The sequence below is a fragment of the uncultured Streptococcus sp. genome (assembly GCF_963516515.1).
Classification (GTDB): Bacteria; Bacillota; Bacilli; order Lactobacillales; family Streptococcaceae; genus Streptococcus.
In genome coordinates, this window is sequence record NZ_CAUQCJ010000013.1 from 18,847 (window position 1) to 42,228 (window position 23,382).

The window sequence follows — 23,382 nt, forward strand, 5'->3', positions numbered from 1 at the left end:
TCCTAAGAAATGACTTCCATCCATTATTTTTCAGGAACTTTTACGCTTCCATCAAGGATTTTAGCTTTAGCATCTTCGACAGCTTTTTTACCTTCTTCTGAAAGGTTTGTCACTGCCAAGTCAACCCCTTTATCTTTCAATGAGTAAACGATCACTTGACCGCCAGGGAATTCACCTTTTTCTGCCTTGTTAGAAATATCTTTTACAGTTGTACCAACTTGTTTCAAAGTAGATACAAGAACAAAGTTTGATTCTTTACCATCTTTAGAAGTGTATTTACCTTCTGCTACTTGGTCACGGTCAACACCGATAACCCAAACTTTTTCACTTTCAGGACGGCTTTCGTTGAGTGATTTTGCTTCCGCAAAGACACCAGCACCTGTTCCACCTGCTGCTTGGTAAACAACGTCTGCACCAGCTGCGTATTGTGCTGCTGCAATTGTTTTACCTTTAGCAGCATCACCAAATGAACCAGCGTAGTCTACTTGAACTTTGATAGATGGGTCTACTGACTCAACACCAGCTTTAAATCCAGCTGCAAAACGTGAGATAACTTCAGACTCAATACCACCTACAAAACCAACTTGTTTTGTTTTAGTTGTTTTAGCTGCTGCAACACCTGCAAGGTAAGCAGCTTCGTTATCAGCAAATGTTACGCTCGCAACATTCTTTTGATCTTTAATCACATCATCAATCAAGACATAGTTCAAGTCAGAATGTTCTTTAGCTGCTTCTTCAACCGCATTGTGAAGGGCAAAACCAACACCGAAGATTAGGTTGTAACTTCCAGCCGCTTGTTGCAAGTTGTTAGCGTAGTCAGCTTCACTTGTTGATTGGAAGTAAGTGAAACCTTTATCTTTTGAAAGATTATGTTCTTTACCCCAGTCTTGCAAACCTTCCCAAGCTGATTGGTTGAATGATTTGTCATCAACACCACCAGTATCAGTGACGATTGCTGCTTTTGTCTTCACATCAGAAGATGAAGCTGCGTTACGAGAAGAGCGGTTACCACATGCAGCAAGTCCAACTGCTGCCACTGCAACTAGACCAAGGCCTAGCCATTGTTTCTTGTTCATTACTGAACCTCCTAAATAAAATGTGCAACGATGTTGCAAGTATGGATTGGTTGGCCACAAGGACCGTGCCACTCAGAGAGCGACTCAGACTAGTTTAAGTCTGTAAAAGAATATGGAAGTAATTCCCCGACCGTCATCTCGACCGTCGATTTATCTTTTGCGACTAAGGTCACTTTTAGATCTTGTTCAAAAAATTCGACCATTACTTGGCGACAAGCACCACATGGTGAGATTGGTTTTTCAGTTTGACCATAAACAATCAGCTCTGAAAATTCTCTTTGACCTTCAGATACAGCCTTAAAAATGGCTGTTCTCTCACCGCAATTGGTCAAAGGATAGCTAGCATTTTCGATATTCACTCCCGTGTAAACACTTCCGTCTTTTGCCACTAAAACTGCTCCGATAGGAAAGTGAGAATAGGGGACATAGGCATGCTTGCTGGTTTCAATTGCCAGTTCAATCAACTCAGTAGTCGCCATCTGCCAATTCTCCTTTTAGAATTGCTACCCCAGCTGACGTTCCGATACGGGTCGCACCTGCTTCCACAAAGGCAAGAGCATCTGCATAAGAACGAGCTCCACCAGCAGCCTTGACTCCCATATCAGGTCCAACTGTTTCACGCATTAATGTAACATCTGCTACCGTAGCACCACCAGTTGAAAAGCCAGTAGATGTTTTAACGAAATCAGCTCCTGCTTTTTGGGCTAATTGGCAAGCCACAACTTTTTCTTGGTTGGTCAGCAGGCAAGCTTCAATAATGACTTTCACTAACTTGTCACCACTTGCTTCCACTACTGCGCGAATATCAGATTCAACCAAATCAAGATTGCCCGATTTGAGGGCACCGACATTGATCACCATATCAATCTCATCCGCACCATTTTGAATAGCTTCTTTGGTTTCAAAAGCTTTCACAACCGAAGTTGTTGCTCCCAGAGGAAAACCTATTACTGTACAGACCCTGACATCTGTACCTTCAAGCCCTTTTTTAGCATGTTCAACCCAGATCGGATTAACGCAAACACTAGCAAAATCATACTCTCTAGCCTCAGACAACAAACAATCAATTTGTTTTTCTGTTGCATCTTGCTTCAAAAGCGTATAATCGATATATTTATTAAATTTCATATTCGGATTCTCCTGCAGTTTATGAGATAATTTCTATAATTTCTCGTAAACTTTGCACCCTGTCATTCATTTTAACATATTTTTGAAAATCTGTAACTAGCTGAGGAGAAATTTTTCCATTTGTGTATACTTTTGCAACAATTTCTCCCTTTTGAACGGAGTCGCCAACCTTCTTTTCAAAAACAATTCCAGTTTCATAGTCCAAGGCATCAGACTTGACTGCACGGCCTGCCCCCAGTCTCATAGCATAAAGTCCAAATTCCATTGCTGGAAGAGCTGAGACAATGCCCGTTTCCTGAGCAGGGATTTCCATCACATGGTCCACATTGACAGGCCGATAGAGATCTTCCAAGTCTCCACCTTGGGCTTGCACCATCTCCTCAAACTTAGCCAGTGCCTTACCATTTTCAAGATGTTGCCGAACTTCCTCCACTGTCTTGTCCACATTAGCCAAACCAAGCATGATTTGTGCCAATTCGCATATAAAATGGGTAATATCCTGACGGCCTTGACCTTGTAAAATCTCCAGTGCCTCAAGGATTTCAAGGCGATTTCCAATCGCTCTTCCCAAGGGTTGGCTCATATCGGTAATCACTGCTACCGTCTTTCGACCAACTGCCTTACCAAGTTCCACCATGGTTTGAGCCAATTCGCGCGCCTCATCAACCGTCTTCATGAAGGCACCCTCACCGACAGTTACGTCTAGCAAAATAGCATCCGCTCCTGCCGCAATTTTCTTGCTCATCACCGAACTCGCAATCAAAGGAATCGTGTCGACAGTTGCGGTCACATCACGAAGGGCATAGAGAAGCTTATCTGCTTTGACCAGCTGGTCTGATTGCCCAATGACAGATACACCAATATCCTGCACTTGACGAATAAACTCCTCTTGGGTGCGCTCGACTTGATAGCCCTTGATAGACTCCAATTTATCAATCGTACCGCCTGTATGGCCGAGACCACGACCACTCATTTTTGCCACAGGCACACCAAAACTAGCAACAAGAGGAGCCAAAATCAAGGTCACCTTATCACCAACACCACCAGTAGAATGCTTGTCAACCTTAATCCCATCAATAGCGGATAAATCAAACTCTTGCCCGGTCTTGACCATCTTCATAGTCAAATCAGAGATTTCTCTAGTCGTCATTCCTTTAAAATAAACAGCCATAGCAAAAGCAGACATCTGATAATCAGGAACAGTTCCTGACACATAGCCTTCTACCAGCCATTCAATTTCACTCGAAGTCAGTTCTTGACCATCTCGTTTCTTTTGGATTAAATCAACTGCTCTCATTCTTTCACACTTCTAAGGATATAGTATCCCTTATCTTTTTTGACGACTTCACAATTGCCAAACACCTCTTCCATCTTGGACTTGGCACTTGGAGCCCCTTGTTTTTTCTGAATAACGATTGTCAAATCCCCACCAGTTTCCAAGAAATCTTTACTTTTCTCAATGATTTCATGAACCACCTGCTTACCCGCACGGATAGGGGGATTAGAAATGACATGGTCAAAATGTCCTTCAACTTGTTCATAGATGTTGGACTGGAAAATCGTCGCTTCTACTTTATTTCGTTCAGCATTTTGTCGCGCCAAATCCAAGGCACGATTATTGATATCGACCATGGTCGCCTGAACCCCATAAGCCTTAGCCAAGGATAAGCCCAAAGGCCCATAACCACAGCCTACATCCAGGACAGTCTCTCCTTGGTTGACCTCTAGACACTTGAGCAAGAGTTGACTGCCAAAGTCAACCATTTTCTTGCTAAAAACACCCGCATCCGTCAAAAAGGTCATTTTTTCTCCCAACAAGTCCACTCTCAACTCATGAATGTCGTGAGCAGCGTCAGGATTCTCTGCATAATACATTTTACTCATGAAACTATTTTACCATAATTTGACTTAAATTGTAAATCGTTTACAAATTGATAATAAAACGAAAAAGACTGAAGAAAGCTAGTCAGTAAAACATTTTCTTCAATCTCTTTAAACACTTATAAATAATAAGCCATTTAGAACTAGAAATATCATAATCAGGATAAAACAACAAATTTATCATCTATAATTAGGCTCATTTTTATGACTATTGCTTAACCTTCAAATACTTTATTATCAACAAAATTCCCAACAGGATGTTTAGATAAAAGCCCAACTGATACGTTTTTGTCAGGAATTCCAAACTTGTCCAAAGTCGTATCAAATCTTCTAGTGACATGCGGAAGAAATAACCCTCTGTAGCAATCCATAGAACTAAGAAGACATAACTACCAGCAGCAAGCCATTTCGTCCACCGTTTTTTTAGGAAGAAAGCAATCAAGAGCGAACAGATAAAGACAGCTGTTACAATGGCATGTTCCATCAAAAAAGTAAAACCGTAATAGGTTTCCACAAAACGTCTACCATTATCCGCATTCGCTCCTTTTAAAAAAGGTAGTGCAAAACTTAAAATAAAACAGAATTCCAATATGTAACGTTTCAAGATTTTCATAGTACACCTCCTATAAGTTGTGAACTAAAAAGCCCCCTTTATAAGCTTACAAATCAGTAGAAACTATCTCCTACTTCATCAATTAATTGGTCAACCTCTATCTACCTCTATTATACGATATTGTCTTATTATCATCAAGAAACCGCTTTATTTTTTTAGCTTTTTATGGTATGATAGACAAAATATCTAGGGGAAAACAAATGACCAACGAATTTTTACATTTTGAAAAAATCAGCCGCCAGACTTGGCAATCTTTACATCGGAAGACAACACCTCCTTTGACAGAAGAGGAATTAGAATCCATCAAGAGTTTTAATGACCAGATTAGTCTGCAGGATGTAACCGATGTCTATCTTCCCCTAGCCCATCTCATCCAGATTTACAAGCGTACCAAGGATGATTTGGCCTTTTCAAAAGGAATTTTCCTCCAACGTGAAAGCAAATCTCAACCTTTTATCATTGGGGTTTCTGGGAGTGTTGCCGTTGGAAAATCCACTACAAGTCGCCTACTGCAAATCCTACTTTCCCGTACACTTACAGATGCTAGGGTTGAGTTGGTAACAACTGACGGCTTTCTCTATCCCAATCAGACCTTGATTGAGCAGGGGATTTTAAATCGCAAGGGATTTCCTGAAAGCTATGATATGGAATCACTCCTCAACTTCTTGGATCGGATCAAAAATGGTCAAGATGTGGATATTCCTGTCTATTCTCATGAGGTCTATGACATTGTTCCTGAGGAAAAGCAAAGCGTCAAAGCTGCTGACTTTGTGATTGTCGAGGGAATAAATGTCTTTCAAAATCCACAAAACGAGCGTCTCTATATTACTGACTTCTTTGACTTTTCCATCTATGTTGATGCTGCAGTCGATGACATCGAGAGTTGGTATCTGGACCGTTTCTTGAAAATGTTGAGCCTAGCTCAAAACGACCCTGATAGCTACTATTATCGTTTTACACAAATGCCGATTGGGGAAGTGGAATCCTTTGCCCATCAGGTCTGGACCAGTATCAATCTCACAAATCTACAAAATTATATTGAACCAACCAGAAATCGTGCGGAAGTGATTCTTCATAAAACAAAGAACCATGAAATCGATGAAATTTACTTAAAAAAATAATTTTCCCTTGTCAAAACGTAAGTTTTCAGATATAATGGTATAGTTAGTAAATATGGAGGTAAGAACATTGGCAAACATTAAATCAGCTATCAAACGCGCTGAATTGAACGTTAAACAAAACGAAAAGAACTCAGCTCAAAAATCAGCTATGCGTACTGCTATCAAAGCTTTCGAAGCAAACCCATCTGAAGAACTTTTCCGTGCTGCTAGCTCAGCTATCGATAAAGCAGAAACTAAAGGTTTGATTCACAAAAACAAAGCAAGCCGCGATAAAGCTCGTCTTTCAGCTAAACTTGCTAAATAAGAAACAGTCCATAGAGGCTGTTTTTTTGTCTCCAAATAGGAAAAGGTAGAAAATGAAAATCGCAATTATCGGATATTCTGGTGCTGGTAAGTCAACTCTAGCAGAAAAGTTGTCTCACTACTACTCCATCCCAAAACTTCATATGGACACACTCCAATTTCAACCTGGTTGGCAAGACAGTGACCGCGAATGGATGTTGACCGAGATGAAAAGCTTTCTCACCAAGCATGAAGCTTGGGTCATTGATGGGAATTATTCTTGGTGCTATTACGAAGAAAGAATGCAGGAAGCTGACCAAATCATCTTTCTTAATTTTTCGCCATTGACCTGTCTCTTTCGAGCCTTTAAACGATACCTCAAATACCGAGGCAAGGTCAGAGAAAGTATGGCAGCTGGTTGTCAAGAACAATTTAATTGGGAGTTTATCAGATGGATTCTCTGGGACGGACGGAGCAAATCCGCTAAGGAACGCTACAAGTGGATTCAAAAAAACTATCCATATAAAGTGGTCATCCTCAGATCACAAAAAGAGATAGACCAATTTCTGGATAAGAAAAGGAAGTCCTCCAATTCATAAAGAAGGGCTTCCTTTTTTGCTATAATTATTCTGCAATCAAGGTTTCCAAACCAACCTTCATCATATCGGTGAAGGTATTTTGGCGTTCTTCTGCAGTTGTATCTTCATCTGGATTGACCAAGCTATCAGAAATAGTCATAATAGCTAGCGCATCAACATGATGTTGGGCTGCCAGATAGTAGAGTGCCGCTGCTTCCATTTCCACAGCCTTGACTCCCCATTTACCAAGTTCGATGTTCTTTTCAAAGTAGTTTGAGTAAAAGACATCAGATGATAAAACGTTCCCAACATGGGTTGTCATACCGAGTTCTTTAGCGATATGGTAGGCCTTATCCAACAAATCAAAGCTAGCGATTTGTGGAAAATCGTACTGTGGCCAGTCATTACGGACGATGTTTGAGTTAGTTGCAGCTGCCTGCGCCAAAACCAATTCACGAACGTGGACATCTTCATTCAAAGAACCCGCAGTTCCCACACGGATTAATTTTTTCACACCGTAGTCAACAATCAACTCACGCGCATAAATCGAAATAGATGGCATTCCCATACCAGTTCCCATAACAGATACACGGTGACCCTTGTAAGTACCAGTGTAACCCAACATGTTACGCACTTCGTTAAAACAAACAGCATCTTCAAGGAAATTCTCCGCAATAAACTTCGCACGAAGAGGATCCCCAGGAAGAAGAATTTTATCAGCAATTTCACCCTGCTTAGCAGCAATATGGATAGACATAATTAAGATATAAAGGGCGACAGAGAACAAAGTAAAAATAGGAAACTGACGACGCATCGCAGATGCTAGACAGTTTATCTTTTTTACACAGTTCTCCGCCCGTATTCAGTTCAGCAAATACGGTTTACCCATCCTTTCTTTATTTTATGAAGATTAGAGAGCGACAAGAAAACGACTGAAAATTAGGAATCTGACGAGAAATCCTGATTTCTCAGTCAGATTATCTATTTTCCAAGTTTTCCGCTCGTGTTCAAATTAGAACACTTCACTCTACCTTTCTGTTTTATTTTTTTCTCTCATAGAAAGCTACCTGAATTCTGTTCAAAATCAGCTAGTACTTTCCTTATAAGCTAGACAACCTAACTGTCATTGTATCATCAGATTATAAGACATCGTCATCACTCACCTTAGAATTCAATGTTGTTCCCCAGTGAGTGATTTTTCGATGGGCTTGTGCAAGAATTGGTCTATTATCATAGATTGTTTGCCATCTATTCCAAAAAAGACCAGTTCTTTTCTCAATCTTAATTCGAAGATTGCGCATATTAGACTTAATTGGGAGATTGAGGATAGAGCCTGCGATCTGATTGCGCCCATTCCCTTCCCAAGAACGACTTCGGACAACTGATTGACCATTTTTATCTACTGTAACTTCTTCCCACGATATTGAATAACGTGCAATGTAAGCTCCACTATGTTGGATAGTTAGGGTCTTATCTTTTACAGGAGTGTAGTTTAACAGTTGTACAGGCTTAGAAGCTTGAGTAGTTACATTATTTTTAGCTACAAATCGAAAAACTTCTACTTCTGCAAGGCTGAGAGCTTGATTTTTTTGACGCAATTGAATGCGAACACGGCGACCTAATTTACCATTCAACTGGAGATCTAAACTGCTTCCTTCTAAACGAGAAACATATTGTCTAGCAACTTCTGTCCCTTTTTCATCATATAAAATCACATCAAAGTCTGAGAGACGTTTAGAAAGTTCTCCATCCCCACGATTATAAAGTCGGACAAGCCCAACCTGTTCCGTACGACCTAAATCAACTTCCCACCAAGGTTGATTTTCAAACTTAGTATGAGTGATAGATTGCTGGCTATAACTACTATTGGTGTTGCCATCCAAGGCACGACTAGCATCTCCACCAAAATCAGTAGAGCTTTGACGTGCTTGTTTTTTCCAAGCAATATTTTCAGCACGAAAAACCTGAACTTCTGCAAGACTGAGAGCGTTATATCCATCTAACTCAATGCGTACAAAACGAGCTTTCTTATAATCAATTGAAATCTGAGCGGAACTATCTCGCAAGTATGCAATGCGCTTTCTTTCAATTTCTTTTCCAAAACTATCCAAAAGAATCACATTAAAATTAGTCAGTCTATCTTGAGCAGCATCTGTTCGATTGTAAATATTAATTTGGCGAATCGTTTCTTCCTTGTCTAAATCGACTTGCCACCAAGGTTTTGATTGAAAATCTGTATGAGTGACAGAGTTATGTCCGTAATTTCCATCTAATTTCCCATCAACTGCTCTTCTAGCATCTCCTCCAAAAGCTGTCGAACTTTGAGTTACTCGTTTCCCTAGAGCTATATTTTCAAGAGGTTCAACACTTGGTTGACTAGATGACAGAGGGACTTGTTGTTTCTTAAAGAAATAAACGTTGTCCAATTTTTGATCACGATATCCCTGTTTATCAAGCGTATCACGTTTTCCAATATTAAAATTCGGGATAGCATTCATTCTACTTTCAAAATAACCACGCGAACGGTGCTTGAAACTAGAGTTACCTGTAAAGGTTACAATATCATTATCATTACGAATCAAAGATGTCACAACATTATCATTATCAACCACATAATGTTTTATTTTTCCAGATAAAGCCAACTTACGACTTTCTAACCCTACATCCCAGAAACCATTTTTAGCATTCCAAATAGTTCGAGAAGTAATTACTTTAGGAGCGCTAAATGTCGTAACTTTTTTCAAAACATTATTATAAAAAGTAGGATATTTCTGATAAGCTTCAACTGCCGCTATTTGAGCTAAGTAGCCTCCTAAAGAATGCCCTGTCATATAAAGATTGGTAATACTTGAATCTAAAGCAAGCTCTCTCACAACATTACGAATATCATCTGCTTGTGCTGGTTTATTTCCTCCTAACAAAACAAAATCTGCACTTAAATCCTTGGCATCATTAACTCGCGTTCCACGAATAGCCAACATTTGAACAGTATTGTCTTTTAAATAAGGAAGATCACTCTTAGTTTCAAACAAGAAAGCATCCAAGCCACTTGCTGTATGATAAGCCTTTTTCATCTTCCAAAATGGGGCTAACTCATTGTGCATCATTTTATATTCTTGACGATCAAGATAAAGACTTGGAAAAGGATTTTTATGATCTAGAATTTTGTCAATGTAATCATCATCACGATAAGCCAACTCCATAAAAAGGAGGGAATCACGATCTGTGACATACCATTGTTTCTTGTTATCATCTTCTCCATCTGCTAATCCATCTCCATCACTATCTGCTAGTAATGGATGGCTATGGTAACCTAAATAGTCTTTCCCATCTTTATTGTAAATATACAATTCATCCTTATTTTTTATTCCATCATGATCATCATCGCCATCAGGATCTAAAAATTTTCCACCGTATAAAGAATTATCTACAAGATCCTTCTCTACATGGAGTTCTCCTTTAGAAATTTTGACAAAGTCTGCCTCTGTTACTGGACGAGAATTTTTCGGCTCATCCTTTAGAATTTCCTCTTTCTTCAATTCCTCATGAGGCACAGCAGATTCTTTCTTATATAATTCTTCTCCTGCTTTTTCTTTCCCATGTGTAATAACTTCTTTTGTTTCTAAAGTTGATTGAGTAGCTGTAGCTTTCTCCTCTGTAATAGATACTTCCTGTTTTTTATCAGTGTTTTCTTTTATGGAACTATCCTTTGCTACTACTGATACAGAGCCTCCATTTTTCAGACCATGATTTCCTTCATTGGCAGAAACACCTGTTGGTACTATAAAAGCAAAACCAACTGCTACAGATACAACTCCGATACTTAATTTTTTTATGCCAAAACGCATAATTTGTTGACCAATTTTCATTTATACATATATCTTTCTTTTATTTTTTTCACCCTCTTTACCAACAATATTCTCCAATCAGCTAATCTCCTTTAGCATCACGATTTCATTTTTATACTTTGTTAGCAAGGATTTGAAGAGGTTTATAAAAGTATAGGAACCTCATTCATTTTTCATATTATAATTCTATATAGAAGTTAAGTATTTCATTCATCTTCTACTTTATAGAGAAGTTTTCACACTTATTTTTCTTTCTCATAGTGCTGCAAGAATCGCTTTCAGCAAGCCTTTGAAATCGCCTTTGACACGTTCAGTTACTTCTACAACTTCCTCGTGGTTGAGTTCTTCTTGTAAACCAGCCGCAAAGTTAGTAATACATGAAATTCCTAGAACTTTCAAGCCTGAGTGGGCTGCCACAATAACTTCAGGAACAGTAGACATACCAACTGCATCCGCTCCCAGTGTCTTATAAGCACGAATTTCTGCTGGTGTTTCATAAGTTGGACCAGTAACACCGATATAGACACCTTCATCAAGCTTGATACCAAGTTTTTTAGCCACTTCATGGGCAGTAGCACGGTATTCTGGTGTGTAGGCCTTAGACATATCTGGGAAACGTGGACCAAAATCATCCAAGTTTTCACCCATCAATGGGTTTTGCCCCGTCATATTGATATGGTCTGAGATAGCCATCAAAGTACCAGGACCAAAGCTAATACCACCAGCTGCATTGGTTACAATGACACCTTCACATCCGAGAACTTTCATCACACGAACTGGGAAAGTCACGACTTCCAGAGAATTTCCCTCGTAAAAATGGAAGCGACCTTGAAGAGCCAAGACCTTGCGACCTGCCAGTTCACCATATACCAATTTACCAGCGTGACCAACTACTGTTGAACGGCCCCAGTTTGGAATCTCAGCATAGTCTACTACAACTGGATGTTCAATTTCTTCTGCCAGTTCTCCAAGTCCTGACCCAAGGATTAGACCGAACTCAGGCGCTTGGATTCCCTTTTCTTTCAGGAAAGCAGCTGTTTCATTGATTTTGTCTAAAAATGTCATTGTGTGTCTCCTTTTTTATTTTTTAGCAATTGACCGATTTTGTCAAAAGTTTTTGCATTGCGAATGGTAATGTGGCGATAAAGTGGCATCTTGAGCAGGTGCTTGTGATAGGCAGTCTTAGAGTAAGATTCTTCAGAGAACTTTCCCCAGAAAATCCCAAGTTTACCAAAATGAAGCACTTCATCTTTCAGCTCTAAGTTTTCAACTGTCTCAATGACTTGGTCCACATCCAAGCCCTCAGTATAAAAGAGGACATCCTTTCGTGCCAAGTCTTTTGTCCACCATTCAGGCAGATTTTCAAGTTCCGCTTCAAAGTCCTCTAGACTCAGCAAAGAAAAACTCTGAATAAATGGATAATAACTTTCAAAGAAAGTCTCTAACTTTTCAACCAATTGGGCTTTGGGTTCTGTAGAAGTAAAGAAAATATTGCCACTGTTGATGTAGGTTTCAATATTTTCAAGTTCCAACTCTATCAATTCTTGACGAAGTTCCGCCATGACGACCTTATTCTTACCACCAACATTAATGCCTCTCACCAGTAAAGCATAGCGCGTCATCTTATACCAATTTATCCAAGAAACTTTCCCCAATCATGGCAGTTTCCACGCCAAAGTTATCGGCAACAGTCGCTGAAATATCTGCAAAATGTCCGACTGGAATGACACCATTTCCTTTAAAGGAAGGACTGTAAGCTAAAAGTGGAATATATTCACGAGTGTGGTCTGTTCCTGCGTAGGTTGGGTCATTTCCATGATCCGCAGTAATCAAGAGAAGGTCATTTTCTCTCATGGCTGCGATAATTTCAGGTAAGCGTTCATCAAACTCATGCAAGCAATCACGGTAGCCATGAGCATTACGACGGTGGCCGTAAAGGGCATCAAAGTCCACCAAGTTTGTGAATGAGAATCCTTTTTCAAACTCAGCAAGGCCCATAGTCTTCAATAGCGTATCAATTCCATGGCTGTTTGACTTGTTGTGGCCCATATCATGGTTGATACCCGCACCGTTAAAGATATCGTTGATTTTACCAACAGCGTAAGTATCGATACCAGCCTCGTTCAATTTATCCAAAACAGTCGGTGCAAATGGAGATACCGCCAAGTCACGACGATTTGCTGTACGAGTGAAATTACCAGGCTCACCTACATAAGGACGAGCAATGATACGACCTAAGAGAGCAGGTCGCTCAAGTGTAATCGAACGAGCGTATTCACAGATACGGTACAATTCATCCAAAGGAATGATGTCTTCATGAGCAGCAATCTGCAAAACAGGGTCAGCTGAAGTATAGATAATCAACTCCCCAGTTTCCATCTGACGTGGTCCAAAATCATCGATAACAGCTGTACCTGAGTAAGGTTTGTTGGCTTCACGAATGACCTTGCGTCCTGAAAATTCTTCGATTTTTGTCAAGATTTCTTCTGGGAATCCGTTCCAGAAAGTATCGAAGGGCTCAGTAATGTTGAGTCCCATGATTTCCCAGTGACCAGTCATCGTATCCTTACCAAGAGATACTTCTTCCAATTTTGTTGCATACCCTGTTGGATTGCTTTCAACTGGCACAGTCTTAAGAGGAGTTTCACGTGGAATATTTCCTAGACCGATTTTAGCCATGTTTGGCACATTCAAACCAACTGTTTTTGAAATGTGTCCCAGTGTGTCAGAAGCTCCATCTGGAACCCCTGCATTGACAAAGTTATTAGCATCTGGTGCTGCACCGATTCCTACAGAATCTAATACTACCAAATGAATACGATTAAATTTTGACATAGTGTATCTCCTTCTATTTTCCTTTTCTTGAGGTTAAAATCTGAATCCCGTCTCGTCCAGCAACAATAACCTTATCCACCATTTGGTTGAATAAGCCGTGCTCTACGACACCAACAACTTGGTCCAATTCTTGCCCAAAGGTAATTGGATCTTCGATGACATCCAAGGCTAAGTCAATGATAAAGTTCTGCATATCCGTCACAAAACGGTGGCCGTCTTTTTCACGGAAACTTGGTTTGTAGCCAGATCGCTCAAAACGACGGAAAAGCTGTTCTGCACCATATTGAACCACTTCCACAGGCAATTTAAAAGCACCTAGTTTGTCTACCAGCTTGCTTTCATCCACCACCCAAATGTATTCTTTTGAGGGCGTTGCGACAACCTTCTCCATGAGAAGGGCACCACCACCGCCTTTGATTCCATTAAACTGACTATCCACTTCATCCGCGCCATCAACCGTCACATCAACCAAATCTACTTGGTCAATAGACTTGAGCGGAATATTAAGCCCTTCAGCCTGTTTACTAGTCACGCTAGAAGTCGTTACGGCTGTAATCTGCAGTCCTTCTTCCTTAATCCGACGACCGATTTCTTCAACAAAATAATAGGCAGTAGAGCCAGTACCCAATCCTACTACCATGCCATCCTTGACAAACTCAGCAGCCTTGATGCCTGCCATTTTCTTCAGATTTTCCACTCAAACACCTCCACTAAAGAGCTACCTTCATTATATCATGTATACCTTTATTATTCAAAAGTTGGAAACATCAAATATTCTATTTTCAGTAACATTAAAACAAAAAAATAAGATTAAAAATATTTTCATTTCAGAAATTCTTTATTATAATTTTTAAAAATTTGTAAAATGAATAAAAAAAGCAATTAAACAAGAACATTCATTGTTATAAAACTATTTCCGTTTCTTTTTTCCATTTGAACTATTTTTCCAAAAATTTCTCATAATTGACCTCCTGTAATACAAAAAATGATTAAATAGAGACATAAATAAAATAGGGAACATATTTGGTAAAGTAAAGGTATTTAAAATTTTTTCAACAACCTATCGAAGTTGAAGGAAAAGGTTTCGATTGAGAATGAATCTGATTATGAAAATGATTGGTTTCAAAATTATAAAAACACATATTATCAGGTATAAAAAACTTGATATTATGCGTTTTATCTTAAAAAAATTTCTAAATTTCCCACTCAAATTAAATTCTAGCCCAGCCTATTTTGAGACATTTTTCATTGCTTCTGGAAGATAATTACTAATCTCCGTCGGCAAGATCACATAATGTTCTTGTGCTAGTTCTTGAGCAATAGCTGAATGAAGATGAGTCGCTACTGCCACACGCTCGTAGAGACTGGCCTGTTGGAATTGGCCTGCAAATCCTGCAATCATCCCAGCAAGTGTATCTCCCATTCCTCCAGTCGCCTGATAGGGACCGCCAACCTGTAACTGGTAATAATCTGATTGGCCAGCTTGCCAAATACGAGTAGCTGGACCTTTCTCCACCAAAATTGTTCCTTGAGGGAAGGAAGTCAGGGCACTAGCCGTTGCATCTTTGTTTTGCTTTTCAATAGCAATACCAGACAGCTTTTCCCATTCTTTTTGGTGGGGAGTTAGGATAAGCTGACTCGAAGGAAATGACAAACTTATCCTAGAAAGAATGGTCAAGGCACCTCCGTCTACAATCAAAATCTGATTCTGTTTTAAGCTAGCAAATACCTGTTTTACTAGATTTTCTCCAAAAGCATCGTCTCGTAAACCAGGCCCCACTAAGACAACTTCTGCCTTCTCCAATTGCTCTTTTAACAATTGCTTGTCTTTAAGAGAAAAGGCCATAGCCTCAGGTAAATGGCTATGCAAAGCTGGGATATTTTCTCTATCTGTTCCAACAGTCACCAAACCAGCTCCACTTTTAACAGTTGCCAAAGCAGCCATGATGATAGCACCACCATAAGGATAAGTCCCACCAAGCAACAGCAGACGGCCATAGTCTCCTTTATGACTGGTACGAGAACGTTCAATAATGACTTTTTCTAATAATGCTTGCTCAATCACTCTCATCGTTTTTTCCTCAACTATCCTTTATCTGATTGTTTTAAAACAACTTGATAGACTTTCTTAGTCCACTCCTCTAAGTCTTCTCCAGCATAGTCAAGATAATGCACCCTATCTAGTAATCGACTTGGAATAATATTTTCAAATTGGCTCTTATTATGAGTTGGAATAATGCAAATATACAACTCACTAAATAAATTCAACATGTCCTTAATTTTTGCAACATGGTAGCCATCAAAAATATATCCAGTAACTTTAATCAAATCTGTATAGATAAAATGAAAACTCACTCCAGGAATAAACTTGTCTTGTAATTCTTTCTCTGAAGGAGCTCGACCTAATAAACGCTCCATCGCTAATCGATAACCAGAACTTGTATTTGACCACCCTAACATGACATAGTCAAAATAATCTATCGGATCCGATGCAGCATTTCTACTATCCAAAACCAACTCCTCAGCATCTCGCCCAAAGGCTTTCACAGCAGATAAGAGCTGACCTGTTTTAAAGATAGAAATCGCTACATCTATAGTCGTAGTATGACTACAGTAGTCCGAAGTCACTAACCTCTTATGTAGATCATAAGTCGAGGCTACTCTTTTATCTGTAGGGGTAAATGGTGGCAGAAAGTGATGCTGAAAGATGTAATCTGAAATCTCTTTTTTTAAACAAGAATCAGCACATTCAATACTTGTTTGACGTTTATGAAGTTTTTCGTAAGCTATAAATTTAGCAATTTTTTCTAATTCCCACTCTTGAATATTTGGATAATCAATTAGTGCTAAGTAGTATATTCCATCCCATTGTAAACTATATTCCCCATTATAAATTTTTAAAATCATCTAATCACCTCACTCCATTATACAACAAAAAGGAGGCGCAAATCTCCTTTTATAAACTTATTTCTAAAATTTAATATTCATCTCTATCATTTTAGATATAGCTATAGAAAATACACTTTCCTCAGAAAATTTTTCTCTTATTTTCTATCCAATGTCCGAAGTGCCGCCTGATAAGTTTGCTCCATTAGCATGGTAATGGTCATAGGGCCGACACCTCCAGGGACTGGCGTGATGTGGCTAGCAAGTGGTGCAACTGACTCATAATCCACATCTCCACAGAGCTTGCCATTTTCATCACGGTTCATCCCAACGTCAATGACTACCGCACCTGGTTTGACAAAGTCAGCAGTCACAAACTTGGCACGACCGATTGCTACCACCAGAATATCCGCTTTAGCAGCCACCTTGGCAAGATTATGAGTCCGTGAGTGGGTCAAAGTCACTGTAGCATTTTTGGCCAAAAGAAGCTGGGCCATGGGTTTTCCAACGATATTGGAACGACCAATGACGACCGCATTTTTACCTTCCAAGTCAATCCCGTATTCATGGAACATTTCCATAATTCCTGCAGGTGTCGAAGGAATCATGACTGGATGTCCAGACCAAAGGCGTCCCATGTTTAGGGGATGGAAACCATCTACGTCCTTTTCAGGATCAATAGCTAATAAAACTGCCTCTTCGTCAATATGTTTTGGTAATGGTAACTGGACCAAAATTCCATGCCAAGCTGGATCTTGATTATATTTGGCAATCAAGTCTAACAATTCCGCTTGAGTAATGGTTTCTGGAACTCGCACAACTTCACTACGGAACCCTGCCGCAAGGGCTGACCTCTCCTTGTTGCGAACGTAGACTTGGCTGGCAGGGTTGTCCCCAACTAAAATCACTACCAAACCAGGTACTAGACCTGTCTCTTCCTTTAATTTTTCAGTCTTTTCAGCCAGCTGTCCTTGTAACTTAGCTGCTAGAGCCTTCCCATCAATAATCTGTGTCATATCATTTCTCTTTTCTTTCAAATATCTTCCATTATATCAAAAACTGCTAATCCCATCTAACACTTCTTGCCTAGGCTATCTTATAGTTTCAAACTATAAGAAAAAGCTCGGTTCGAGCTTTTCATTAATCTATATTTTATATGTAAAGTTGGCTACAAATAGCTAAACAAAGCTAACTTATAAAACCTTACTCAAGAAGTCTTTAGTCCGTTGTTCTTGAGTTTGTTCAAAAATCTGTTCAGGTGTTCCATCTTCAACAACCACACCGTCTGCCATAAAAATGACACGATCTGCCACCTCACGGGCAAATCCCATCTCATGTGTTACGATAACCATGGTCATTCCTGACTTGGCTAAGTCTTGCATAACAGCCAACACCTCACCTACCATTTCAGGGTCCAGGGCTGAAGTTGGCTCGTCAAAGAGCAAAACATCTGGTTCCATAGCCAACCCACGCGCGATGGCAATCCGCTGTTGCTGGCCACCTGACAAACTCTGTGGATAAGCATCTGCCTTATCTGGCAAACCAACTTTTTCCAAAAGTTCCTGGGCTCTCTTCTCAGCCACCGCCTTACTTTCACCTTTGGTCTTGATAGGAGACAAGGTGATATTTTCCATCACAGTCATATTAGGAAAGAGATTAAATTGTTGAAAAACCATGCCCATCTTCTCACGCATAGCAAACAGGTCATTCTTCTTGTCCGTAATATCGACTCCCTCAAAGATAACCTTCCCCTTGGTTGCTTCTTCCAACAAATTCATAGAACGAAGCAAGGTAGATTTCCCGCTCCCTGAAGGACCGATGATAACGACAACTTCTCCTCTTTTAATCTCGAGGTTGATGCCCTTCAATACTTCATTCTTTCCAAAGGATTTATGTAAATTTTCAATTTTTATCAAGGTTTCTGTCATTATTTCTTATCTCCTTGTCCCATACGTTTTTCAAAAGCTTTCAAGGCTACTGTCAAAATAGAGGTCATAATCAAGTAATAAAAGGCTGCAAATAAAAGTGGTGTTAAAGGTAGATAGGTTGTTGTAGAAACTGTTGTAGCCCCGTTCCACAACTCCATAACACCGATAGCTGATAAGAGGGAACTGTCCTTGATAATGGTGATAAATTCGTTCCCCAATGCTGGCAAAATATTTTTGATTGCTTGTGGCAAAATCACATAGCGCATCGCATTTTTAGGACGAATCCCTAAAGAATAGGCCGCCTCTAACTGACCCTTAGGAACTGCATTAATCCCAGCACGCACAGTCTCAGAAACATAAGCACCACTATTCATAGAAATAATCAAAATCCCTGGAATCAGGCGAGACAAATCAACACCCAAAATCCCAACCTGAATAGTCGGAGCATTGATATGCATAAGAGCAAAGGCAATCATAATCTGAACCATCATCGGTGTCCCACGGAAAATCCAAACGTACAAGTTGGCGAGCCAAACAAGCGGTTTAAACTTGGAACGTTGCCCAAAAGCCAAGACAACACCCAAAATAGTTCCCAAAAAGACAACACAGATAGAAATAAGAACCGTCACAACAGCCCCATAGTTAAAATAAGGTAAATACTTGGGTAAAAAAGAAAAATTCATAGTCACACTGCTTTCTAAAATAGAATACTGTATGATTATAACATTAATTGAATTAAAATTCAAATCTTTTATCTAATTTATTCAAAAAAACTTTAAGCTGGTAGAATTAGCGAGAAATCTTAGTTTTTTCTAGTCAAGTTGACCTCCTTTATGGTAAAATAGTAACGATAAGAAATGAAGGAGAATCAAAATGGAATCACATTTGGTTAGAATCATCAACCGCCTTGAAGCAATGGCAAAAGACGGCGGAAATTTAAAACGTAATTTTGAACGCGAAGGAGTTGTTGTTGCAGAAGTTGCATACAGCCACGACGAAGAAAACGGATCAATCTTTACCCTTCGTGATGTCGAAGCTCGCGAAACTTATACGTTTGACAGCATTGACTTGATTGCAATGGAGATTTACGAACTCCTTTACTAATACAAAACAAGCTGGGATTACACCCTGCATGTCTAACCAAAATCCTTTTTGTCTCACAAATAGGATTTTTTTATAGTCCAAATTCACAAAAATTTTCATTGTAACAACTTCTCAAAGCTGCAATCTTTTTACTTGCTTTACATCCCAATCCTGTTATAATGAGAGTATAGAAATTTGACTATTTTTGACCTTTAACCAGGTCAGGCTAAAGAAAGAAATGAGGTAGATGTATGCTTTGTCAAAACTGTAAAATCAACGACTCAACAATTCATCTTTACACCAATCTCAATGGAAAACAAAAACAAATTGACCTCTGTCAAAACTGCTACAAGATTATCAAGACTGATCCTAACAACAGTCTCTTTAAAGGTATGACAGATTTGAACAATCGTGACTTCGATCCCTTTGGTGATTTCTTCAATGATCTAAACAATTTCAGACCTTCTAGCAATACTCCTCCTATTCCCCTAACCCAATCAGGTGGAGGTTACGGTGGAAACGGCGGTTATGGTTCCCAAAATCGTGGATCTGCTCAAACTCCACCCCCAAGCCAAGAAAAAGGCCTGCTAGAAGAATTTGGTATCAATGTAACTGAGATTGCTCGTCGTGGCGATATCGACCCCGTTATTGGACGCGATGATGAGATTATCCGTGTCATCGAAATTCTCAATCGTAGAACTAAGAATAATCCTGTTCTTATCGGTGAACCAGGTGTCGGAAAAACGGCTGTTGTCGAAGGTCTAGCTCAGAAAATCGTTGATGGCGATGTTCCACATAAACTCCAAGGTAAACAAGTCATCCGTCTGGATGTGGTTAGCTTAGTTCAAGGAACGGGTATCCGTGGACAATTTGAAGAACGCATGCAAAAACTCATGGAAGAAATTCGCAAACGTGAAGACATCATCCTCTTTATCGATGAAATCCATGAAATTGTCGGTGCTGGTTCTGCAGGCGATGGCAATATGGATGCAGGAAATATCCTCAAGCCAGCCCTTGCCCGTGGTGAACTGCAACTAGTCGGTGCCACTACACTCAATGAGTACCGTATCATTGAAAAAGATGCTGCCCTAGAACGCCGTATGCAGCCTGTCAAAGTCGATGAACCAACCGTGGAAGAAACAATCACTATCCTCAAAGGAATTCAAAAGAAATACGAAGACTATCACCACGTTCACTATACCGATGCTGCAATTGAAGCAGCTGCAACTCTTTCCAATCGCTACATCCAAGATCGCTTCTTACCTGACAAGGCCATTGACCTCCTAGATGAAGCTGGTTCTAAGATGAATTTGACCTTGAATTTTGTGGATCCTAAAGTCATTGATCAGCGCTTAATCGAGGCTGAAAATCTCAAGTCTCAAGCTACACGAGAGGAAGATTTTGAGAAGGCAGCCTACTTCCGCGACCAGATTGCCAAGTATAAGGAAATGCAAAAGAAAAAGGTCACAGACCAAGATACTCCTATCATCAGTGAGAAAACCATTGAGCACATTATCGAGCAGAAAACCAATATTCCTGTTGGTGATTTGAAAGAGAAAGAACAATCTCAACTCATTCATCTAGCCGAAGACCTCAAATCTCATGTTATTGGACAAGATGATGCTGTCGATAAGATTGCCAAGGCTATTCGCCGGAATCGTGTCGGTCTCGGTACTCCAAACCGTCCAATTGGAAGCTTCCTCTTTGTCGGACCAACTGGGGTCGGTAAGACGGAACTTTCCAAACAACTAGCTATCGAACTCTTTGGTTCTGCTGACAGTATGATTCGCTTTGATATGAGTGAATACATGGAAAAACACAGTGTTGCGAAATTAGTTGGTGCCCCTCCAGGTTATGTTGGCTACGATGAGGCTGGGCAATTAACTGAAAAAGTTCGCCGCAATCCATATTCTCTTATTCTCTTGGATGAAGTAGAGAAAGCCCATCCAGATGTTATGCACATGTTCCTCCAGGTCTTGGACGATGGTCGTTTGACAGATGGGCAAGGACGTACCGTTAGCTTCAAGGATGCCATCATCATCATGACTTCAAATGCAGGTACAGGTAAGGCAGAAGCCAGCGTTGGATTTGGGGCTGCTAGAGAAGGACGTACCAACTCTGTTCTTGGTGAACTCGGCAACTTCTTTAGCCCAGAGTTTATGAACCGTTTTGATGGTATTATCGAATTTAAGGCTCTCAGCAAAGATAACCTCCTTCAGATTGTCGAGCTTATGCTAGCAGATGTTAACAAACGTCTTTCTAGCAACAACATTCATTTGGATGTAACCGACAAGGTCAAGGAAAAATTGGTTGATCTAGGTTATGATCCAAAAATGGGAGCACGCCCACTTCGTCGTACTATTCAAGACTATATTGAGGACGCAATCACTGACTACTACCTTGAAAATCCAAGCGAAAAAGACCTCAAGGCAGTTATGACCAGCAAGGGAAAGATTCAAATCAAGTCTGCCAAAAAAGCTGAAGTTAAAACTTCTGAAAAAGAAGTATAAATCCTATAGAAAAGGAGTAGAAAATGAAAATTTTCTGCTCCTTTTTACTAAAATAACTATAAGTTCTTGACAGCTCGGCCTTTGTCCATTAAGATAATAATAAAGATAATAGATAATGAGGAAAATGCAATGGCAAACCCAACTTTTGGAGAAAAAAAAGAGAATGTGACCTACCAGAACCGTTATGGCGTATATGCAGTTATCCCTGATGCTGAACAAAAACAAATTGTTCTTATTCAAGCACCAAATGGCGCTTGGTTTCTACCAGGTGGCGAAATTGAAGCAGGTGAAAATCATCAGGAAGCCCTAAAACGTGAATTAATTGAAGAACTTGGTTTCACAGCTGAAATTGGTGCCTATTATGGACAAGCTGACGAATATTTCTACTCTCGTCACCGTGACACCTACTACTACAATCCTGCCTACCTCTATGAAGCAACTTCTTTCAAAGAAGTGCAAAAGCCACTAGAAGAATTTAATCATATTGCCTGGTTCCCTATTGACGAGGCTATTGAAAATCTCAAACGTGGTAGCCATAAATGGGCTATCCAATCTTGGAAAAAACAGCATAAGGTTGACTAAATCATGCTACTTTATTCAAAAAGTGCTATAATAGAATTAGAAAATCGGAGGAAATGTTATGAAGCTTATCAATACGACAAACTCACACTCGCAACTTGTAAAAAGCCAGCTAGAAAGTACTGATACAACCCTTGTTGAGGTCTATTCTGCAGGAAATACAGATGTTATTTTTACCCAAGCTCCGCTTCACTATGAAATCCTCATTTCAAACAAACACCGTGCTATTCGCGAAACTGAAATCGAAGCCATCCAAGAATTTTTCTTGAAACGTAAAATTGATAAGGACTCTATTGATGAAGCCAATATCAAAACACTCTACTCAGAGAAATTAATTGGAATTTCGATTCCAACCAAATAAAAAATTGGAGAGATTAAAAAGCTTTTTGAACCTTATAGCACAAAACTTGGTTCTAACTTGCTTTTTAAATCATCTCCATTTTTTATCTTGATACTCAATGAAAATCAAAGAGCGAACTAGGAAGCTAGCCGCAGGTTGCTCAAAACACTGTTTTGAGGTTGTAGATAAGACTGACGAAGTCAGTCACATATATACGGTAAGGCGACGCTGACGTGGTTTGAAGAGATTTTCGAAGAGTATGAGATCTTATCATAGAAGATTTTATAGACAATCATGACCACCCGTCTAACGGGTGGTTTGAACCAGGGCTATAAGCCCAAATTACCAGCCAGCGCCTAAAGACGCTGGCTTTCACGTTGTTCAATCCTTATTGCTCTTGACTCGTCACTTGCCTCTCAAAGAGGCTTTAGTATTACTTACCACTATCCCTAAAGGGATCCTCATATTCTTTTACACTCAATTTATCTAGTGCTATATCATGCTTTACTCGTTCTCAAATTTTCATACTCGTGAAGAAATCATCCACTGGATAATTTCTTTAATCTTGAATATATTTCTTAATTGTGGCTTCATTGAGTCCCACCGTACTTACATAATAACCTTCCGCCCAGAAATGCCGATTCCCAAACTTATACTTGAGGTTGGCGTGTTTGTCAAACATCATGAGTGCACT

The 23,382-nt window shown here is 39.7% G+C and carries 24 protein-coding genes and 1 pseudogene; 7 read left to right on the forward strand and 18 right to left on the reverse strand.

Features of this window, described 5'->3' with window-relative positions; translation table 11 throughout:
• Positions 1-23: 23 nt before the first annotated feature.
• The 6 genes from RYL77_RS04130 to RYL77_RS04155 all read right to left on the reverse strand — a co-directional run bounded on the left by RYL77_RS04130 (position 24) and on the right by RYL77_RS04155 (position 4,698).
• Positions 24-1,076: a BMP family protein gene (locus RYL77_RS04130; protein ID WP_315010076.1), complete on the reverse strand. Its 1,053-nt coding sequence runs from the start codon at positions 1,074-1,076 to the stop codon at positions 24-26.
• An 89-nt stretch (positions 1,077-1,165) separates the two neighbouring features.
• A complete protein-coding gene (locus tag RYL77_RS04135) occupies positions 1,166-1,555 on the reverse strand; it encodes a cytidine deaminase (RefSeq protein ID WP_000246089.1) in 390 nt (129 codons plus the stop codon).
• Positions 1,542-2,204: a deoxyribose-phosphate aldolase gene (gene deoC, locus RYL77_RS04140; protein ID WP_315010079.1), complete on the reverse strand. Its 663-nt coding sequence runs from the start codon at positions 2,202-2,204 to the stop codon at positions 1,542-1,544. The genes RYL77_RS04135 and deoC overlap by 14 nt, the downstream gene beginning before the upstream one ends.
• A 19-nt stretch (positions 2,205-2,223) precedes the next feature.
• Positions 2,224-3,501, reverse strand: coding sequence for a pyrimidine-nucleoside phosphorylase (locus RYL77_RS04145; RefSeq protein ID WP_315010081.1), 1,278 nt, complete (start codon positions 3,499-3,501; stop codon positions 2,224-2,226).
• Complete coding sequence (locus tag RYL77_RS04150; protein ID WP_315010083.1) at positions 3,498-4,088, reverse strand: class I SAM-dependent methyltransferase; 591 nt, start codon at positions 4,086-4,088, stop codon at positions 3,498-3,500. The genes RYL77_RS04145 and RYL77_RS04150 overlap by 4 nt, the downstream gene beginning before the upstream one ends.
• Before the next feature lie 205 nt (positions 4,089-4,293).
• Positions 4,294-4,698, reverse strand: a complete 405-nt coding sequence (locus tag RYL77_RS04155) for a hypothetical protein (protein WP_315010085.1) — start codon at positions 4,696-4,698, stop codon at positions 4,294-4,296.
• Between the two features lie 200 nt (positions 4,699-4,898).
• On the opposite strand from RYL77_RS04155, the gene coaA reads away from it, so the two are divergent.
• The 3 genes from coaA (at position 4,899) to RYL77_RS04170 (ending at position 6,700) form a co-directional block, all read left to right on the forward strand.
• Positions 4,899-5,819, forward strand: a complete 921-nt coding sequence (gene coaA, locus RYL77_RS04160; protein ID WP_061589980.1) for a type I pantothenate kinase — start codon at positions 4,899-4,901, stop codon at positions 5,817-5,819.
• Positions 5,820-5,886: 67 nt separating this feature from the next.
• Positions 5,887-6,123 (forward strand): 30S ribosomal protein S20, encoded by a 237-nt coding sequence (rpsT, locus tag RYL77_RS04165; RefSeq protein ID WP_001274000.1) that lies wholly within the window; start codon positions 5,887-5,889, stop codon positions 6,121-6,123.
• 52 nt (positions 6,124-6,175) lie between these two features.
• Entirely contained in the window at positions 6,176-6,700 is a 525-nt protein-coding gene (locus RYL77_RS04170; protein WP_315010086.1) for a DNA topology modulation protein, read from the forward strand.
• A 25-nt stretch (positions 6,701-6,725) separates the two neighbouring features.
• Here RYL77_RS04170 and deoD read toward each other — a convergent pair whose 3' ends face one another.
• The 11 genes from deoD to RYL77_RS04230 form a co-directional block, all read right to left on the reverse strand.
• On the reverse strand, positions 6,726-7,436 hold the full coding sequence (gene deoD, locus RYL77_RS04175; protein WP_315010112.1) for a purine-nucleoside phosphorylase: 711 nt from the start codon (positions 7,434-7,436) through the stop codon (positions 6,726-6,728).
• 382 nt (positions 7,437-7,818) lie between these two features.
• Entirely contained in the window at positions 7,819-10,548 is a 2,730-nt protein-coding gene (locus tag RYL77_RS04180) for a thiol-activated cytolysin C-terminal domain-containing protein (RefSeq protein WP_315010088.1), read from the reverse strand.
• 234 nt (positions 10,549-10,782) lie between these two features.
• Positions 10,783-11,592, reverse strand: a complete 810-nt coding sequence (locus tag RYL77_RS04185; protein ID WP_315010090.1) for a purine-nucleoside phosphorylase — start codon at positions 11,590-11,592, stop codon at positions 10,783-10,785.
• Positions 11,589-12,149: a DUF1697 domain-containing protein gene (locus tag RYL77_RS04190; RefSeq protein ID WP_315010092.1), complete on the reverse strand. Its 561-nt coding sequence runs from the start codon at positions 12,147-12,149 to the stop codon at positions 11,589-11,591. Before RYL77_RS04190 ends, RYL77_RS04185 begins: the two co-directional genes overlap by 4 nt.
• Position 12,150: 1 nt before the next feature.
• A complete protein-coding gene (locus tag RYL77_RS04195; RefSeq protein WP_315010093.1) occupies positions 12,151-13,362 on the reverse strand; it encodes a phosphopentomutase in 1,212 nt (403 codons plus the stop codon).
• Positions 13,363-13,375: 13 nt separating this feature from the next.
• Positions 13,376-14,059, reverse strand: a complete 684-nt coding sequence (gene rpiA / locus RYL77_RS04200; RefSeq protein ID WP_315010095.1) for a ribose-5-phosphate isomerase RpiA — start codon at positions 14,057-14,059, stop codon at positions 13,376-13,378.
• A gap of 531 nt (positions 14,060-14,590) precedes the next feature.
• Positions 14,591-15,433: an NAD(P)H-hydrate dehydratase gene (locus RYL77_RS04210; RefSeq protein ID WP_315010097.1), complete on the reverse strand. Its 843-nt coding sequence runs from the start codon at positions 15,431-15,433 to the stop codon at positions 14,591-14,593.
• A 14-nt stretch (positions 15,434-15,447) separates the two neighbouring features.
• Complete coding sequence (locus tag RYL77_RS04215; protein ID WP_315010100.1) at positions 15,448-16,269, reverse strand: phosphate ABC transporter ATPase; 822 nt, start codon at positions 16,267-16,269, stop codon at positions 15,448-15,450.
• Between the two features lie 137 nt (positions 16,270-16,406).
• A complete protein-coding gene (locus tag RYL77_RS04220; protein ID WP_315010102.1) occupies positions 16,407-17,264 on the reverse strand; it encodes a bifunctional methylenetetrahydrofolate dehydrogenase/methenyltetrahydrofolate cyclohydrolase in 858 nt (285 codons plus the stop codon).
• Between the two features lie 177 nt (positions 17,265-17,441).
• Positions 17,442-18,176 (reverse strand): amino acid ABC transporter ATP-binding protein, encoded by a 735-nt coding sequence (locus RYL77_RS04225; RefSeq protein ID WP_000140954.1) that lies wholly within the window; start codon positions 18,174-18,176, stop codon positions 17,442-17,444.
• Positions 18,176-18,859: an amino acid ABC transporter permease gene (locus tag RYL77_RS04230; protein WP_001011642.1), complete on the reverse strand. Its 684-nt coding sequence runs from the start codon at positions 18,857-18,859 to the stop codon at positions 18,176-18,178. The genes RYL77_RS04225 and RYL77_RS04230 overlap by 1 nt, the downstream gene beginning before the upstream one ends.
• A 190-nt stretch (positions 18,860-19,049) precedes the next feature.
• Here RYL77_RS04230 and RYL77_RS04235 point away from each other — a divergent pair, with 190 nt between their 5' ends.
• The 4 genes from RYL77_RS04235 to RYL77_RS04250 all read left to right on the forward strand — a co-directional run bounded on the left by RYL77_RS04235 (position 19,050) and on the right by RYL77_RS04250 (position 22,709).
• Positions 19,050-19,280 (forward strand): DUF1797 family protein, encoded by a 231-nt coding sequence (locus tag RYL77_RS04235; RefSeq protein ID WP_000443570.1) that lies wholly within the window; start codon positions 19,050-19,052, stop codon positions 19,278-19,280.
• 230 nt (positions 19,281-19,510) lie between these two features.
• On the forward strand, positions 19,511-21,769 hold the full coding sequence (locus RYL77_RS04240) for an ATP-dependent Clp protease ATP-binding subunit (protein WP_315010104.1): 2,259 nt from the start codon (positions 19,511-19,513) through the stop codon (positions 21,767-21,769).
• 129 nt (positions 21,770-21,898) lie between these two features.
• The gene (locus RYL77_RS04245) at positions 21,899-22,351 is read left to right on the forward strand and encodes an NUDIX hydrolase (protein ID WP_315010106.1); all 453 of its coding nucleotides are present in this window, start codon (positions 21,899-21,901) and stop codon (positions 22,349-22,351) included.
• A gap of 58 nt (positions 22,352-22,409) precedes the next feature.
• On the forward strand, positions 22,410-22,709 hold the full coding sequence (locus RYL77_RS04250) for a DUF1827 family protein (RefSeq protein ID WP_315010108.1): 300 nt from the start codon (positions 22,410-22,412) through the stop codon (positions 22,707-22,709).
• Between the two features lie 541 nt (positions 22,710-23,250).
• On the opposite strand, the pseudogene RYL77_RS04255 reads toward RYL77_RS04250, so the two are convergent.
• Positions 23,251-23,382, reverse strand: a pseudogene (locus RYL77_RS04255) (transposase); the annotation flags it as partial.

Bases quoted from the DNA above. Each gene is read 5' to 3' on its own strand.
- RYL77_RS04240 (WP_315010104.1), top strand. From the start codon at position 19,511: ATGCTTTGTCAAAACTGTAAAATCAACGACTCAACAATTCATCTTTAC.
- RYL77_RS04210 (WP_315010097.1), bottom strand. From the start codon at position 15,433: ATGAGAGTGATTGAGCAAGCATTATTAGAAAAAGTCATTATTGAACGT.
- RYL77_RS04195 (WP_315010093.1), bottom strand. From the start codon at position 13,362: ATGTCAAAATTTAATCGTATTCATTTGGTAGTATTAGATTCTGTAGGA.
- RYL77_RS04230 (WP_001011642.1), bottom strand. From the start codon at position 18,859: ATGAATTTTTCTTTTTTACCCAAGTATTTACCTTATTTTAACTATGGG.
- RYL77_RS04185 (WP_315010090.1), bottom strand. From the start codon at position 11,592: ATGACATTTTTAGACAAAATCAATGAAACAGCTGCTTTCCTGAAAGAA.
- RYL77_RS04215 (WP_315010100.1), bottom strand. From the start codon at position 16,269: ATGATTTTAAAAATTTATAATGGGGAATATAGTTTACAATGGGATGGA.
- deoD (WP_315010112.1), bottom strand. From the start codon at position 7,436: ATGTCTATCCATATTGCTGCTAAGCAGGGTGAAATTGCTGATAAAATT.
- RYL77_RS04130 (WP_315010076.1), bottom strand. From the start codon at position 1,076: ATGAACAAGAAACAATGGCTAGGCCTTGGTCTAGTTGCAGTGGCAGCA.
- RYL77_RS04250 (WP_315010108.1), top strand. From the start codon at position 22,410: ATGAAGCTTATCAATACGACAAACTCACACTCGCAACTTGTAAAAAGC.
- RYL77_RS04245 (WP_315010106.1), top strand. From the start codon at position 21,899: ATGGCAAACCCAACTTTTGGAGAAAAAAAAGAGAATGTGACCTACCAG.
- coaA (WP_061589980.1), top strand. From the start codon at position 4,899: ATGACCAACGAATTTTTACATTTTGAAAAAATCAGCCGCCAGACTTGG.
- deoC (WP_315010079.1), bottom strand. From the start codon at position 2,204: ATGAAATTTAATAAATATATCGATTATACGCTTTTGAAGCAAGATGCA.
- RYL77_RS04190 (WP_315010092.1), bottom strand. From the start codon at position 12,149: ATGACGCGCTATGCTTTACTGGTGAGAGGCATTAATGTTGGTGGTAAG.
- RYL77_RS04170 (WP_315010086.1), top strand. From the start codon at position 6,176: ATGAAAATCGCAATTATCGGATATTCTGGTGCTGGTAAGTCAACTCTA.
- RYL77_RS04135 (WP_000246089.1), bottom strand. From the start codon at position 1,555: ATGGCGACTACTGAGTTGATTGAACTGGCAATTGAAACCAGCAAGCAT.
- RYL77_RS04235 (WP_000443570.1), top strand. From the start codon at position 19,050: ATGGAATCACATTTGGTTAGAATCATCAACCGCCTTGAAGCAATGGCA.
- RYL77_RS04145 (WP_315010081.1), bottom strand. From the start codon at position 3,501: ATGAGAGCAGTTGATTTAATCCAAAAGAAACGAGATGGTCAAGAACTG.
- RYL77_RS04220 (WP_315010102.1), bottom strand. From the start codon at position 17,264: ATGACACAGATTATTGATGGGAAGGCTCTAGCAGCTAAGTTACAAGGA.
- RYL77_RS04150 (WP_315010083.1), bottom strand. From the start codon at position 4,088: ATGAGTAAAATGTATTATGCAGAGAATCCTGACGCTGCTCACGACATT.
- RYL77_RS04180 (WP_315010088.1), bottom strand. From the start codon at position 10,548: ATGAAAATTGGTCAACAAATTATGCGTTTTGGCATAAAAAAATTAAGT.
- RYL77_RS04155 (WP_315010085.1), bottom strand. From the start codon at position 4,698: ATGAAAATCTTGAAACGTTACATATTGGAATTCTGTTTTATTTTAAGT.
- RYL77_RS04225 (WP_000140954.1), bottom strand. From the start codon at position 18,176: ATGACAGAAACCTTGATAAAAATTGAAAATTTACATAAATCCTTTGGA.